This window comes from Methylobacterium sp. J-090, from assembly GCF_022829345.1.
GTDB lineage: Bacteria > Pseudomonadota > Alphaproteobacteria > Rhizobiales > Beijerinckiaceae > Methylobacterium.
Window position 1 is genome coordinate 1 of record NZ_JAKSXV010000067.1, and the last position, 13,949, is coordinate 13,949.

General features: G+C 71.2%; 9 protein-coding genes and 1 pseudogene. 3 read left to right on the forward strand and 7 right to left on the reverse strand.

What is annotated here, in order from left to right:
* From MKK49_RS10535 to MKK49_RS10545, 3 genes and pseudogenes are all read left to right on the forward strand, one after another.
* Positions 1 to 231, forward strand: a pseudogene (locus tag MKK49_RS10535) (HlyD family type I secretion periplasmic adaptor subunit); the annotation flags it as partial.
* 318 nt (positions 232 to 549) lie between these two features.
* Entirely contained in the window at positions 550 to 2,916 is a 2,367-nt protein-coding gene (locus tag MKK49_RS10540) for a calcium-binding protein (RefSeq protein WP_244028206.1), read from the forward strand.
* Positions 2,917 to 3,272: 356 nt separating this feature from the next.
* Positions 3,273 to 3,563 carry a PAAR domain-containing protein gene (locus tag MKK49_RS10545; protein ID WP_244028207.1) on the forward strand — a complete coding sequence of 97 codons (291 nt, stop codon included), beginning with the start codon at positions 3,273 to 3,275 and terminating at the stop codon, positions 3,561 to 3,563.
* A gap of 79 nt (positions 3,564 to 3,642) precedes the next feature.
* On the opposite strand, the gene MKK49_RS10550 is transcribed toward MKK49_RS10545, so the two are convergent.
* The 7 genes from MKK49_RS10550 to tssM all read right to left on the reverse strand — a co-directional run bounded on the left by MKK49_RS10550 (position 3,643) and on the right by tssM (position 13,794).
* Positions 3,643 to 4,164: a hypothetical protein gene (locus MKK49_RS10550; protein ID WP_244028208.1), complete on the reverse strand. Its 522-nt coding sequence runs from the start codon at positions 4,162 to 4,164 to the stop codon at positions 3,643 to 3,645.
* A 67-nt stretch (positions 4,165 to 4,231) separates the two neighbouring features.
* Entirely contained in the window at positions 4,232 to 5,005 is a 774-nt protein-coding gene (locus MKK49_RS10555; RefSeq protein WP_244028209.1) for a hypothetical protein, read from the reverse strand.
* A 42-nt stretch (positions 5,006 to 5,047) separates the two neighbouring features.
* Positions 5,048 to 6,724: a transglycosylase SLT domain-containing protein gene (locus MKK49_RS24790; protein WP_409565053.1), complete on the reverse strand. Its 1,677-nt coding sequence runs from the start codon at positions 6,722 to 6,724 to the stop codon at positions 5,048 to 5,050.
* Positions 6,725 to 6,727: 3 nt separating this feature from the next.
* A complete protein-coding gene (locus MKK49_RS10565) occupies positions 6,728 to 8,611 on the reverse strand; it encodes a serine/threonine-protein kinase (RefSeq protein ID WP_244028210.1) in 1,884 nt (627 codons plus the stop codon).
* Positions 8,608 to 9,465 carry a PP2C family protein-serine/threonine phosphatase gene (locus MKK49_RS10570; protein ID WP_244028211.1) on the reverse strand — a complete coding sequence of 286 codons (858 nt, stop codon included), beginning with the start codon at positions 9,463 to 9,465 and terminating at the stop codon, positions 8,608 to 8,610. Before MKK49_RS10570 ends, MKK49_RS10565 begins: the two co-directional genes overlap by 4 nt.
* Positions 9,462 to 10,151 (reverse strand): type VI secretion system-associated protein TagF, encoded by a 690-nt coding sequence (gene tagF / locus MKK49_RS10575; protein ID WP_244028212.1) that lies wholly within the window; start codon positions 10,149 to 10,151, stop codon positions 9,462 to 9,464. Before tagF ends, MKK49_RS10570 begins: the two co-directional genes overlap by 4 nt.
* Before the next feature lie 4 nt (positions 10,152 to 10,155).
* On the reverse strand, positions 10,156 to 13,794 hold the full coding sequence (gene tssM / locus MKK49_RS10580) for a type VI secretion system membrane subunit TssM (RefSeq protein WP_244028213.1): 3,639 nt from the start codon (positions 13,792 to 13,794) through the stop codon (positions 10,156 to 10,158).
* Positions 13,795 to 13,949 lie beyond the last annotated feature (155 nt).

Below are 13,949 nucleotides of genomic sequence, written 5' to 3' on the forward strand. Positions count from 1 at the left end.
GGGGTGGTGAGCCGGGTCTCGGCGGACGTGACCACCGATCCGAAGACCGGCATGAGCCACTACACCGCCCGCATCCGCCTGCCGCCGGACCAGGCCGCCCGTCTCGGCGCCGTGCGCCTCATCCCCGGCATGCCGGTGGAAAGCTTCATGCAGCTCGGCGACCGCTCCGTGCTCAGCTACCTCGTCAAGCCGCTCTCCGATCAGATCGCTAAGGCATGGCGCGAGCGATGAAGAAGCTCGGACATTTCGAATGTCACCGCAGCAAAGGACAGAATACAAACCAAAACTTGAAAATACGAAACTATAGACCTATATAAACATCTTGATCTGATCTTAGGTCATACTTAATCGGCAATCATTCAAATTTCAGCATGCTTGTACGAATCTGAATTGAGATTTATCAAATTCTATATTATCTCAATATGGACTTATAACCAGTATTATCGGAGAAAATTATAATTTTATCAATTTACAAAACACAGTCGGTAAGTTGCTCCAGTAAAACCCGTCAAAGCCACTTGCGGTTGCTTTGGGCAGGAGAACCGGAAAATGACGACGATCACGACGAAGTGGGCCAGCGATTGGGCGCGCAATGCCGTGGGAGACAAGGCTGAAGTCTTTCTCGCCACCGCCCAAAGGGCCGCCAATGAATGGGCCAAGCATCTCCAGGGCGACCAGGACATCGTGATCGAGGTCGGGATCGGCAATGTCGGTGGCGCACGCTTCCACGCCAATGGCGGGCCGATCTATCATCACAATGGCTCGTGGTGGGAACAGCCAGCCATGACCAAGGCCCGTGATGGACGCGACATCAACGGCGCCATCTCGGACGGCCACGCGACGGTCGGTTTCGAAACCTGGGAGCACCTCTTCTACGATCCGAAGGTCGAGCATCACGTGCCCGGCCACCAGACGGATGCGTTCTCGCTATTCGTGCACGAAATCGGCCATGCCATCGGCTTCGTCGGCATTTCCTGGCAGAACGACCAGTGGGGCAACCCGATCTTCGATGGACCCAACGTCAGGGCGGTCGCCGGTGGACCCATCGGGATCGACGCGACCCGATCGCATATCTGGGGCGGCGCCAACGTCATGGATCCCTTTCTCGGCACGGGTGTCCGGGAATGGGTCTCGCCCCTCGACCTCGCCGTCCTCCAGGACCTCGGCATGCCGATCGCGTCCGAGCGGGCCGATACCATCGGGCTCGGCAGCGTCAACGACACGTTCTTCGCCTACGGCGGGGATGACCGGATCGATGGCGGCTGGGGGGACGACCGGATCGACGGCGGCGCCGGCAACGACACCCTGCTCGGCGGCGACGGGAACGACACGCTGATCGGCGGCGCCGGCGACGACATCCTCGAGGGCGGCGCGGGCCGGGATACGCTCGACGGCGGCGAAGGCACCGACCAGGCAAAGTTCTCCGGCAAGAGTTCGGACTACGTCGTGATCTACGACGCTTCGAGCGCCACGGGCGCGCTCAAGATCAAGCACCTCGCCACCGGCGACGTCGAAACCCTCACGGGGATCGAGACCGTGAAGATCGGCGACGATGCGCTCGACGCGAAGGGGCTGTTCGCCCACCTGCAGGGGCGCTTCGGTCCCGTCGCGGCCGGGTCGAAGACCGTGTTCGAGATGGCGTTGAACGCGGCCTCCGACAAGCCGTACGTCAATGACGTCCCCGAGATCGACGGCGCCTTCGTGGCGAGCGCCCTGGTGCGGTTCGACGACCTCGCCAGCGGCTTCTTCCAGCGCGTTTTCGACACCGGCAACGGGGCGTGGAGCGACAATGTCTGGCTCGGCCAGGTCGGCAGCGGCCGCGACATGGCGTTCGAGATCCTGGATGGGTCGACGACGCACCGGATCACGGCCAGGGACGCCATCGTCGAGGGCGTCGAGGCGCGCTGGACGGCCGCCGTGGACCCGAACGGCCGCATGAGCCTGTACAAGGACAACGTGCTCCTCGCCCAGGGCCAGGGCGCCGTGCCCCGGGACATCGCCCGCGCGAACGAATTCGTGGGCCAGTCCAACTGGTCCTGGGACACGAAACTCGTCGGCACCGTCCACGACCTGAGCTTCAAGGCGGACCCCTTCGCCGACATCGACGGGGCGTTCACCGCCACCGTGAAGGCGCGCTTCGACGACCTCGATGCCGGCGCCTGGCAGCGCGTCTACGATTTCGGCAACGGGCCCGATATCGACAGCGTGTGGCTGGGCCAAGTCGGCACCTCGAGCGACATGCAGTTCACGATCATCAACGGTAGCCAGGTCGGGCAGGTGGTGGCGAAGAACGCCATCGTGGAGGGCAAGGAGGCCACCTGGACGACCAGCGTCAACGAGGCGGGCTGGATGCGCCTGTTCAAAGATGGCGCGATCGTCGCCGAAGGGCAGGGCATCGTGCCGAAGGACGTCGACCGCGCCAATGAGTTCGTCGGCAAGTCGAACTGGTCGGACGTCAAGCCGCTGGTCGGCAAGGTGAGCGACCTGGAGATCACGCCGCACAAGGCCATTCCGGAGATCGACGGCGCCTTCAAGATGTTCGCCGAGGTCCGCTTCGACGACCTCGACAGCGGCTACTTCCAGCGCGTCTTCGACACCGGCAACGGCGCGGACAGCAACAACATCTGGCTCGGCCAGGACTGGAACGGCGACGACATGGTGTTCGAGATCCTCACCGGATCGACCAAGCACCGGATCACCGCGCCCGATACGATCGTGGAGGGCGAGATGGCGAAGTGGCAGGCCAGCGTGGACGAATCCGGCTACATGCGCCTCATGAAGAACAGCACGCTGGTGGCCGAGGGACAGGGCGCGGTTCCGCTGGATGTCCTGCGCACCAGCGACCTGATCGGCAAGTCCAACTGGTCGCATGACGGCGCCCTGGTGGGTCAGATCAACGAGCTGATCTTCATGTGACGCCCGTCTCGGGCGGGCGCCATCGATCCGAGCGCTTCCTGTCCGGGCGGGCCCCGCGCGGGTGAGGAAGCGGATCGGATCGGTGCCCCGTCTCCGTCGGGAAGCGGGTTTCCACCTGTCCGCCCCGTGCGGGACGCGTCTCGCACGGGCATCTCGCTCGGCCGTGTGCCGCGGGCGTGATGGGCCCCCGGGCCGCGCCCGGTCCGGTTGATCCGGCCCCCATAGCCTTGGTCTCTGTCGCCCGGACGGGGCGCGTCCGGTCCGGTCCGGCGATGCGAGGGGATCTGTTCGGGAGGGGGCAAGCCTGATAATTTCACGGGACTTTCCGGTAGACACGCCTCGGGGAACCGCGCGCCATGGGCCAGCCGTCGGCGAGGATCAGCGACCTGCATGTCTGCCCCATGGTGACGGGCATCGTCCCACATGTCGGCGGGCCGATCGTCCTCGGGTGCCCCACGGTCCTGATCGGGAGCCAGCCGGCGGCCCGGGTCGGGGATCTCGCCACCTGCGTCGGCCCGGTGGATTCCATCGTGAAGGGCTCGGCCACCGTGCTCATCGGCGGACAGCCCGCCGCGCGGATCGGCGACCTGACGGTCCATGGCGGCGTCATCACCACCGGCCTGCCGACGGTCCTGATCGGCGGATAGTCCGGCATCGGCCATCCTGCGGGCAAGGCTTGGCGCGCTTCACAGGCCTTGCGCGCCGCACGGTGCGCCGGGGCCCGCGTCAGGGGAACCGGGTCATGCCCTGCGCGCCGATCCAGGCGATGATGCCGTTCTCGAACCACATATAGGCCGGCTCGGTCCGCTTCATCACTTCGGTCTTGACGGCACGGCTGAGGCCGCACTTCTTGTCCATTTGATAGACCTTCTCGATCAGCTCCGCGGTCTCGCAGAGGAACAGCGGCGTCAAGGCCCCCTCGGTCGCCGCCGCCGCGGCCGCCGCACGGAACGACTTGAAGAAGCCGATCCCGACGATCGCCGCCGCCAGGCCGCATTGATACCGCTCGGCGGCGCTGCCCATCCGGGCGATGCCGATGCCCTTCTCGATCAAGGCGATCGACAGCTTCTCGGGCGTGATCTTCGCGCCCTTGGCGATCAGCTCGTAGGCGAAGGCGTACTGGTCCGCCAGGCCGCTGGCGACGTTGTCGTGGATGTCGGCCTTGATGAGGCCCCGCTTGAGCCCTTCCTTCGAGGCCTTCTTGATGATCTTGACGAAGACGTCCTTCGATACGTCGGAAACGGCCATCGGGTTCGAGTCTCGCAGGAGGAAAGGGATGCCCCGGTAACGGACCGCTCCGGGCCCGCGGTCGCCATCAGATCGCCGAGGCCACGGCCTCGAGGCCGAGCGCCCTGGCCCGGGCGCGGATACGGGCCTTCTGGTCCTCGCGCAGGACGCCGAGGAGGGGGCGCGCCGCCCAGTAGATCCGCATGGACACGCTGCTGCCGAAGGCGTCCTCGGCCTTGTGCCCGGCCTTCACCAGGGCGACCTGCTGCGCGCCGATCTCCTGGAGGAGCGCCTCCACGGGAGGCCAGTGCGGCGTCTGCTCCGGGGTCAGGCGCAGGGCGATCCGGATGCGCCTGACCTCGTCGGGCGTCAGCACGCCCTCCATGCGCGGATCGGCGCGGGGCCGCAGGACGGGGGCGGCGGTCAGGCGTGGCGGCTCCGGCGCCGCGCGGCGCAGGGGGGCTGGCGCGGGGGATGGGACTTGGGGCGGCTCCGAGGGCAGGGCCGCCATGTCCACACGGGGCGCGGTCCTGCGGGGCGGACCCGTGGGCCGTGCCGGCGGCACGACCGCCGCGTCGGTCTCCCGGGGCTCCGGGGCGGCGGATCGTGGCTCCGCCTCTCGCAGCGAAGGCTTCGGCGGCATGGAAGGGGCCGTCGCCCGCTCGGTGACGGGCTCCAGGGCCGGGGGCACCGGCGACGGCGTGCGCTCGATGAGGAGCGCTTCCCGCGGCAGGGTCGGTGGAGTGGCGGCCGGGGTCAGGCCGGTGACGATGGCGAAGGCGCCGGCCGCCACCGCCGCCGCGAAGGCCAGGGCGAGGCCCGCCGACAGGGCGATGGACCTCCAGCGCGTGGTGAGCCTCATGGTGCGCCTCCCGATGCAAATCCGCCGACATGAGGGACGTGGTCATCGCCCACGCGGCCCCTCGCCCATTCCCTTTCCGTCGCCCGTGCCTTTTCCGTCACCCATGCCCTTCACGGTTCGGTAGCGGTCCAGCCTCAGGGAGATCATCGTCTCGAACTTCCCATGCACCTGAGCCACCGACAGGCTCTTCGAGGCGCCCTCGCCCCCGGCGCCGTAGAAGATCGACTTGTTGGCCGCCGCCGGGCGCGGCAGGAGCTCGGCCGCCACCGTCTCGGGCTTGCGCGCCATCTGGGCGATGAAGCGCTCGGCCCCGTCGGGGCCGAGGAAATGGACGAGGTAGACCTCGCCGCCGGTGAGGTTGCGGCCGATGCGCTGGGCGATCCGGCCGCTGTCGCGCTTCAGCATCTCGGCGGCCATCACCGCCGACAGGTAGGCGTCGCGCCGGAGGTCGAGCACCTCCGTGCGCTCGGCCGGCGTGAGGTCGCGCTCGCGCATCAGCCGCGCCTGCGCGTCCATCCCGTGCTGCGGGCCGAACTCGCGCACGACGCCGAGCCAGGTCTTCTCGATGAACTGGAACAGGCCGGAGGCCGAGGAGGTGGCGGCCTGGACCTCGGTCTTGAAGCTCGATTCCTTGTCGGCGATGGCCATGAGCAGGACCGGGTCCATGCTGACCACCCGCGCGGCGCGCATGATCTTCTCGACGAGGTGACGCCGGATCTGCATCGGCCCGAACACCAGCAACTCGTCGGGGTTGCGCGGCCCCTTGGCCTCGAGCTCGCGGGCCAGCGACGTGTAGGCGGCGAGCTCCGGCCGGTCGCGCCCACCCGCCCGGGCCGCGGCGGCGTTGCCGTCGAGGAGCGACTTGCCGAGGCCGACCGAGAGCCGGACGGCCGGGATCGCCGCCGGGGGCGCCGCGGCGCGCTGCGCCGGTCCCGGGCCGGCCGGGGTGATGCGGATGGCGGAGGCGAGGGAGGCGGAGGGGTCGGCATCGACGTCGGTGACGTCGTAGAGCTGCGCCGCCACCTCGGCGGAGACCAGGATGACGGGCTTGTCCTCGCCGAGCGACAGGATCACCGTGGCCTGCGCCAGCTCGGCATCGGGCTCGGGCGGAGCCGGGGCCATCAGCCAGCCCACCCCCGCGCCGACGAGCATGAACCCGCCGAGGGCGGCGGCCACGCCGAGCGGCCGGCCCTCGATCTGCGGCAGGGCGATCACGGAGCGCAGGGTCTGCCACAGGGTCTCGCGCTCGGACGGATGCGCGGACGTTCCTCGATTCAGGGGGGCGCCGCGCGTTTCGGGAGCCCCTGCGGCTTCGTTCAGGCGCTCCGCCACGAAGGCGGCGATGCCGGCCGCGAGGGCGCGCTCGGTGGGTGCGGCCTCCGGCGCGGTCATCCGGGCCACCGCCTCCGCCAGGGGCCCGGCGACCTGCCGGCTCAGGCCGAGGCCGCGGCGCAGGAAGCGGGCGCTCACCGGCGCCCGCGCCGCCTGGTGGATCGCCCAGAACCAGACCGGCAGGGGCGGCTGGGGCCGGGCGAACGGCGTCCCCTGGCAGGGAAAGGTCTTCAGCCCGCAGGCGCGGCAGGAGAATGCCCGGTTCCGCGCCTCGCGCCGATGGCCGGCGCGCGCGTCGCAGGCGCGGCAGGGCGCGTCGCCCATCCGCAGTGTCATCAGGGCATCGAGGCAATCGGCCTCCGAAAGAGCGGCGGGCGGGAGCCGCATGCCTCACCCTCCCACCTTGACGTAGCGCACGGCGAGGCCGACGGGCGAGCCGGGACGGGTCGCCTCGTCGGCGAGCTGGCGGAACACCGCCTCGGTGCGCAGGCCGCGGCGCTCGGCGAGGAAGGGCAGGGCCGCCGGGCTCGACACGGCCACGAGCAGCTGCCCCCGCACCGCCGCGGCGGCCGGCGTTTCCAACCGAACGGCGAAGCTCGCCTTCCGGCCCTTGCGCGTGAGGTGGGCCGCGAGGTTGTGGGCCCCCCCCTCCCCGTCGAGCAGCAGCAGGGTGACGTCGGCGTCCTCGCCGAGCTCGATGGCGCCCCGCAGCTCCTCGCCGCTGCGCATGACGTCCCGCTCCAGGGTGAGCTTGGGCGCGTGGGCCCGGGTCAGCACGGCCGGATGCGCCAGCACGTCGACGGCCGGGCATTGCGGCGCGTCGATTTGCCGGAGCTGGATTCGGGGCTCGAAGCCGAGATCCGCCGTGAAGGCGGTGTCGAAGGCCGCGAACGGCGCGCGGGCCGCCCCGTAGGCCTCGATCACCGCCTCCCGCGCGCTCACCGTGAGGGGGTTCAGGTAGAAGCACGATCCGCCCCGATAGCCGCGGATATAGGCGGCGACCTGCTCCATGCTCGGGGCGGGTTTCGGGGCGGGCTTCGTCTCCGGATTTGGCGGCGCGGGCCGCAAGGTATCGGGCGGCGAATCGGGTTTGTCCGCACGGGGCGGGGCGGTGGGCGGCTTGGGAGGCTCGGGTGCGGGCGGGGTCGGCGGTGGGACGGACGGCTCGGCCGGGCGCGTCTCCAGCGGCGTCTCCGCCTGTTTCCGGGGCGGGTCCGGCGGTGGATCGGGCCGGGGAACCGGCCGCTCGTCCAGGATCACGTCCGGCGCGAAGACGGGACCGCCCGGATCGGACCCGAAGCCCAGGAACGCCAACCCGCCGGCGGCCAGCACGCAGGCGACGAGCCCGGCGGCAAAGGCGAGGGGCCGCCGGCGCAGGGGCAGGCGTTCCACCGCCTTCGGGGGGGGCGCGGCGACGCGGGGCGGATCGGCCGGCGGCGGCGACCAGGCCGCCACCTCGGCCATGCTGGCGGGCCGCCGCGCCGGGTCCGGATCGAGCATCGCCTCGAGGAGGGGGCGCAGGCGCGGATCGACGCCGGACAGGTCGGGGACCGACGCGCGCCGGACGATCACGTCGGCGGGGCTTGTACCCATGTCGATGCCGCGCCCGAGGCTCGCCTCCGCCAGGACGAGGCCGAGGCTGTAGATGTCCGAGCGGGCCGTGACCGCGCCGCCCTGGAGCCCGAGCTGCTCGGGCGAGACGTGGCTGTACTTGCCGGCAAAGCCGTCGCCGATCACGGTCTGGCCGCCGAGGGAGGAGCGCGCGATGCCGAAATCGATGATCTTGGCCCGGCCCGGGTCGCCGGCCGGCAGGATGACGTTGTCCGGCGTGACGTCGCGGTGGACGATCCCGGCCCGGTGGGCCACCTCCAGCCCCGAGGCGAGGCGCCGGCGCAGGATGTCGAGGGCTTCGTAGGGCAGCGGGCCGCGCCGGAACAGCTCCGCGAGGGCGATGCCCTCCACGAACTCCATGGCGAGGTAGGGCAGGTTCAGGACGCGGTCGATGGAGAACACGTAGTAGCGGATGATGGCTTCGTGATGCAGGTTGTGGAGGGCGGAGGCCTCCTTGCGGAACAGGGCCAGGGCCGGGCCGCTCCCGGCAAGGTCGGGCCGGATCGTCTTGATGGCGACGACGTCCCCGGTCTCGATGGCGTGGCCGCGGTAGATCTCGCCCATGCCGCCGACGGCGATGAGGCTCTCGATCTCGTAGAGCTCGTTGAGGCGCGTGCCCGCCGGGATGTGCGGGCGCGGATCGAACACCGTCGGCCCGGTCATGGCGCGCCTCCGCCGGCGGGTGGGGGATTGGGCGGAACGACCACCGTCTCGGAGGCGCGCCGCGTGGGCGCGGCCGTGCGCGCGGCCCCGGGCGCCACGCCCGAGCGCAGCACCACCACCGTCACGTTGTCGGCGGCGTCCCGCCGGAGGGTCATCGCCAGGAGCGCGTCGCAGGCGGCCTGGGGGGCGTTGGCCAGGACGCAGGCCAGGATCTCGGCATCGTCCACGTCGCCGACGAGGCCGTCGGAGCAGAGGATGAACACGTCCCCGTCGACCAGGGTGCCGTGCTCGAGTTCGAGCTCCGGGTCCGGCCGCGCGCCCACCGCCTTGGTGATCACGTTCCGGCGCGGCCAGACCTTGGCCTCCTCGGGCGAGAGGATGCCCTTCTCCACGAGGTCGCGGGCCTCCGTGTGGTCGCGCGAGAGCTGCGCGATGGCGCCGTCGCGCACGCGGTAGACCCGGCTGTCGCCGGACCAGACGCAGGCGAAATGGCTGTCGAAGGTGAGGAGAACGGCCAGCGTCGATCCGATGGTCGCGCCCCTGGCCCGCCCGAGGGACCACAGAGTCGCGTTGGCCCGCAGCACCCGGTCTTCCAGCCGCGCCAGGAGGTCGGGCGCCGACACGGCCGCCCCGATGGAGCCCAGCGCCTCCACCAGGGTGGCGCTGGCGAGCGCGCCGTCCTCGTGGCCGCCCATCCCGTCGGCGACGGCGAAGACGCCGAATTCAGGCGCGGCGAAGTAGCGGTCCTCGTTCTGGCTGCGGACCTTGCCCGCATGGGTCGCGCAGCCGAACTCGATGGGTGCCGGGTTGCCCTTGCCGGCATCGACAGGATGGGGATCGACAGGATGGGTCATGGTGCCCCCCCCTCGAACACGCCCGTGAGCATCCCGGCGAACAGGTCCGGCGCCGGCAGGCCCAGGCAGGCGGCGGCGCGCGGCGGGAACCCCTCGCCGCCGGCCGTCCACCAGTACGACATCCCGGCATGGACCCGGCCGCGGTCGATGGGGCGCAGGGCGGCCATCACCCGCGCGAAGGCCCCGGCCTCCGCCAGGGCGATCAGCGTCCCGTCCCGGGCGCGGGTGGCCCCCGCCTCCGCCGGATCGGGCCCCGCGCCCGCGGGCCCCGGAAGGCGCGCCGCCGCCTCGGTCAGGTCCTCGAAACGGGTCTCCTCCGCCAGGGCCGAGAGCAGCACCCGTTCGGCCTGCCCGAACCAGTCGTCGAAGGCGTCGTATTCGGGCGGAGCGACGGGGTCGTCCGCCGCCGCCCGGTCGAACAGGGTCAGGGGAAAGTAGCGGCCGATGCCGTCCACCGAGGGCATGAACGCGCCGAGCACCGGCGCGCCGCAGAGTCCCGCGCCGAGCCAGAACCGCCAGATCGGCGCCCGCAGGAACGCCGCCTGCCAGTCGCGCCCCAGGGCGAGGCGGCTCGCCGAGAGGCCGGCCTGCATCCACGGCTCGAAGGCGCCGAGGAACCCGCGCGAGGCGCCGACGGCGACGAAGTCGCGCTTGGCCGGCAGCTTTCCGTAGAGGCCCGAGGGCATGGCGTCAGATCCCGTTCGGACAGCGGAACTCGCGCAGGGCCTGGAGCGCGAGCGGATTCTGGGCGGTGGCGGCGGTGAACCGGTACGACAGCTCGCGGCCCGCTGCGGCGAGGGTGACCACCACCGCGTCGCCCTGCTTCAGGACCGAGCCGGAATCGACGAGGCGGAACAGCGACCAGGTCCCGGTCTTCTCCGCGAGGGTGGTGGGCGCGGTGCCGCCGCCGAAGAAGCCCGCCGGCGTGCCCTCGATGACGATGGAGGTCCGCGCCGGGCTCGCGGGGCCCGGCCACGTCACCGTGGACGGCGTGTTCACCCCCTGCTGGGTCACCACCGCGCTGCCGTTGACGTCGAGCTTCGCCCGCACCGCGTCGCCCGAGAGGGTGAGGGGCGCCACCGCGAAGGTCACCAGCGGCATGTTGCCCCCCGTCGAGAAGAACGCGTCGCGGATCTCGGCCGCGCGCTGGAACTCGCGCAGGGTCGCGGCCGAGAGCCCGCGCGCCACCTGATCGTCCGGCCGCCACGCCCATTGCGGGCGCGAGCGGTCCGTGCGCGACGCGAGGTTCTGGGTGAAGAAGCGGTCGAACACGCCGTTGGGCGCGAACAGCTTGGCGAAGTCCGCCGCCGGAATCTCGCGCTCGCTCGTCCGGATGAAGGGGTAGCGGTTGGCGGCGACCTGCTGGCATTCGCGGATCACCTGATCGGTCAGGGCCTGGGCGATCTGCGACACGGCGGCCCCCGCGGCGTTGCCCTCGAACTCGTTGGCCACCTGCCGGATCATCGGCTCGAACGGCGCGGGGAAGCGCGCGGCCAGGGAGCGCAGGGCGCGCGTCTGCGTCACCAGGGTGGCGTTGGCCGGCTCGGCCTGATTGGGGTTGGTCGCCTCGATGGCCGCGTTCTTGATCTCGTTGAGGGTCGTGATCAGCACGTCGATGGTGCGGCGGCCGGCCTCGCCCTCCAGCAGCAGGTGGAACGGGCGGAACGCCGCTTCGATGTTGGCGCCCGGCGCCTCGTTGGCGGGCGCCGCGTACCGGTCCCCGGCGGCACTCGGACCGCCCTCCAGGGCGATGCGCCCGAGGGCTGAGGCCGCGCCGGCGGCGGCCCCCGGCAGGATCGCCCCGGCCCTGGATTCGGCCTCCTTCGCCGCGCCGGCGGCCAGGACGGTCTTGATCCTGGCCGTTCGCGGATCGGTGCCGTCGCCGGGCTTGGCCGGCCGCTCGCGGGTGAGCCGCGTCTCGTCACGCAGGGATTCGAGGAGCTGGCGCAGGGGCGAGGTCGGGGCGGCGATGGCCTGGAGCGCCACGTAGCGCGGCTTGTCGGCGGCGAGCGAACGCAGCTTGAGCTTGCCCAGGGCCTGCATCCAGGCGGGCTGGAAATCGCGGGCGTAGAGCTTGAGCAGGTCGGCGAAGAGCGAGCCGTACTGCGCGGTGTAGGCCTGCTGGCGTCCGGCCTCGCCCAGCACCCAGCGGTCGCGCTCGGCCGCCTCGGCGACATCGCCGAAGCGGTCGATGAAGGCCTGGAAGAAGCCGTCGTAGGTGAAGAAGAACGGCACCCGCAGGGTGTCGAGGCCGGCCCCGCCCGGCGCGTCGAAGACGAGGCCGGAATCGGGGCCGCCGGCGCGGGCCACGGTCCAGTCCCGCGCCGTGGCCGACCGGGCCTGGGACTTCAGCAGCTCGTAGGCGCGCTCGGCGACGCTGAGGCGGGCGAGTGTCCGCTGGCTGTCCTCTACCAGGGATTGGTTGATCGAGACGAGGGGCGGGGTGCCGTCGTCGAGGTCGAGCATCGCCGTGAGATGATCTTCGAGGAGCTGGCGCCCCCGCGCGAAGCCGGCGCCGGGGTAGAGGTTCTCGGCCCAGTCGCGCCGCATCCACTGCACCACGAGGTCGCGGTCGAGGGGCGCGTCCGGGCGGCCGCCGAGCATGAGGTAGACCTTGAGCCCCTCGTAGACGAAGCTCGTGTTGGCGCGGTTGGCCTCGAGCTGCTCCTCCAGGCGGAAGATCAGGCGCGGCCGGAACAGGCGCTCGAGCCCGGCGCGATAACTCGTCTCGGCCGCCGAGCCGAGGCGCGGCCGCTGGCTCAGGCCGAAGGTGGCGAGCACCGGCGCGCCCTCGTCCCGGCCGGCGAAGCCCGCCGGCAGGTAGCGCAGGGTGTTGAGCAGGGGCAGGACCTTGGAGAAGTTGCGGTCCGAGACCACCGGCTCGCGCAGGGTCTCCGCCGCCTCGCCGCGGTACTTGCCCAGCAGGGTGTTGCTGAGGCCGATCAGCTGCTCGTTGCGCAGGTAGCTCGTCCACCACAGGCCCACCATCACGGCGGAGGCGAGGGCGAGGCCGCCGAACGCGGCAAGCCGCAGCACGTTGGCGCGCCGCAGGGCCGCCTGGTTGGTGGAGACCCAGCCCGCCTCGCCGATCACCACCTTCCGCAGGAGGTCGCCGAGGAAGAAGCTGCGGCCCCGGCCCGAATAGACCGCGGCGTCCACGTCCTGCGCACCGAAGCTGCGCGACAGGGCGCCGATGAGCTGGTCGATGGGCGTGCCCGCCTGGGTGCCGGAGGTGAAGTAGAACCCGCGCAGGGTCGCGTTGACGTGGAACCGGCTCGGCTCGAACACGCGGTCGAGGAACGCGGCGATCTTCGGGCGCGTCGCCGCCATCTGACTGGGGAAGCCGAACAGCACCACCCGCGCCGTCGGCACCGGCTCGTCCTGCAGCCGGTCGGGCAGCCAGTCGTTGAGCCGCTCGATCAGGGCGTCGAACTCGCCCGGCACCTCGCCGATCATGTTCCGGGTCTTGTCGGCGGTCTGGAAGGTGTGGCCCCAGACCATCTGCCGGTCCGTCTCGGAGAGGTGGCCGAAGAACTCCATGAAGCCGGCCACGAGGTCGGCCTTGGTGAACAGGGCGTAGACCGGGAAATCCACCTTGAGCCGGTCGTGCAGCTCGACGAGGCGCTTGCGGATGGCGTCCGCATGGGCCGCGATGGTCTCGGGCGTGCCTGTGAGCAGGTCCTCCAGGCTGATCGCCACGATCACGCCGTTGATCGGCTGTTTCGGCCGGTTCACCCGGAGGAGGTCGAGGAAGGAGAGCCAGCTCGCCCGGTCGCCCTTCGGGTCGGAATCCTGCGTGGTGTAGCGCCCGGCCGTGTCGATGAGCACGGCGTCCTCGGTGAACCACCAGTCGCAGTAGCGGGTGCCGCCGAGTCCGGCGACGGCCTCCGGCGTGCGGCCCCGGCTCAACGGGAACTTGAGCCCGGAATTCACCAGGGCCGTGGTCTTGCCCGCCCCCGGCGGCCCGATGATGATGTACCAGGGCAGGTCGTAGAGGGCGTCGCCCTTGGGGCCGCGCGCCTTGCGCAGGGTGGCGAGCGCGTCGGTCATGCCCGCCTTCAGGGTCTCGCCGTCGTCCTGGACGGCCTCCGCCTCGCTCAGGCCCGCCCGGAGCGCGCGGGCGGCGCGATGGCGGCGGTACAGGCTCCAGCCGATGGCGCCGGCGGCGGCCAGGAACACCGCGAGGCACAGGCCGGCGCGGACCCCGGTCGCCTCGAACGGCCGCACGTCGCCGAACCCGACGAGGGGGCCGGCCCACCAGATGAGGGCCATGATCGCCAGGGCGCCCAAAGCCGGAGCGCCGAGGCGGAGCCACCACCAGCCCGTCATCGGCGGCCCCCCGGCTCATATGATACCAACCGGCCATGAGGCTTCCTCATCGCCGGTTGCCCGCGCGACGGCGCGGCGGCTTTCGTCAGCCGGACGCGTCGATCTCGACCATGGGTCGAGATCGACGCAGATTGGTGTGCGGCGGGGATGGTGCG

Coding starts and splice junctions, on each gene's coding strand:
- MKK49_RS10545 (WP_244028207.1), top strand. CDS start 3,273: ATGGGCCAGCCGTCGGCGAGGATCAGCGACCTGCATGTCTGCCCCATG.
- tagF (WP_244028212.1), bottom strand. CDS start 10,151: ATGCCCTCGGGCCTCTACGGAAAGCTGCCGGCCAAGCGCGACTTCGTC.
- MKK49_RS24790 (WP_409565053.1), bottom strand. CDS start 6,724: ATGCGGCTCCCGCCCGCCGCTCTTTCGGAGGCCGATTGCCTCGATGCC.
- MKK49_RS10550 (WP_244028208.1), bottom strand. CDS start 4,164: ATGGCCGTTTCCGACGTATCGAAGGACGTCTTCGTCAAGATCATCAAG.
- MKK49_RS10555 (WP_244028209.1), bottom strand. CDS start 5,005: ATGAGGCTCACCACGCGCTGGAGGTCCATCGCCCTGTCGGCGGGCCTC.
- MKK49_RS10540 (WP_244028206.1), top strand. CDS start 550: ATGACGACGATCACGACGAAGTGGGCCAGCGATTGGGCGCGCAATGCC.
- MKK49_RS10565 (WP_244028210.1), bottom strand. CDS start 8,611: ATGACCGGGCCGACGGTGTTCGATCCGCGCCCGCACATCCCGGCGGGC.
- MKK49_RS10570 (WP_244028211.1), bottom strand. CDS start 9,465: ATGACCCATCCTGTCGATCCCCATCCTGTCGATGCCGGCAAGGGCAAC.
- tssM (WP_244028213.1), bottom strand. CDS start 13,794: ATGACGGGCTGGTGGTGGCTCCGCCTCGGCGCTCCGGCTTTGGGCGCC.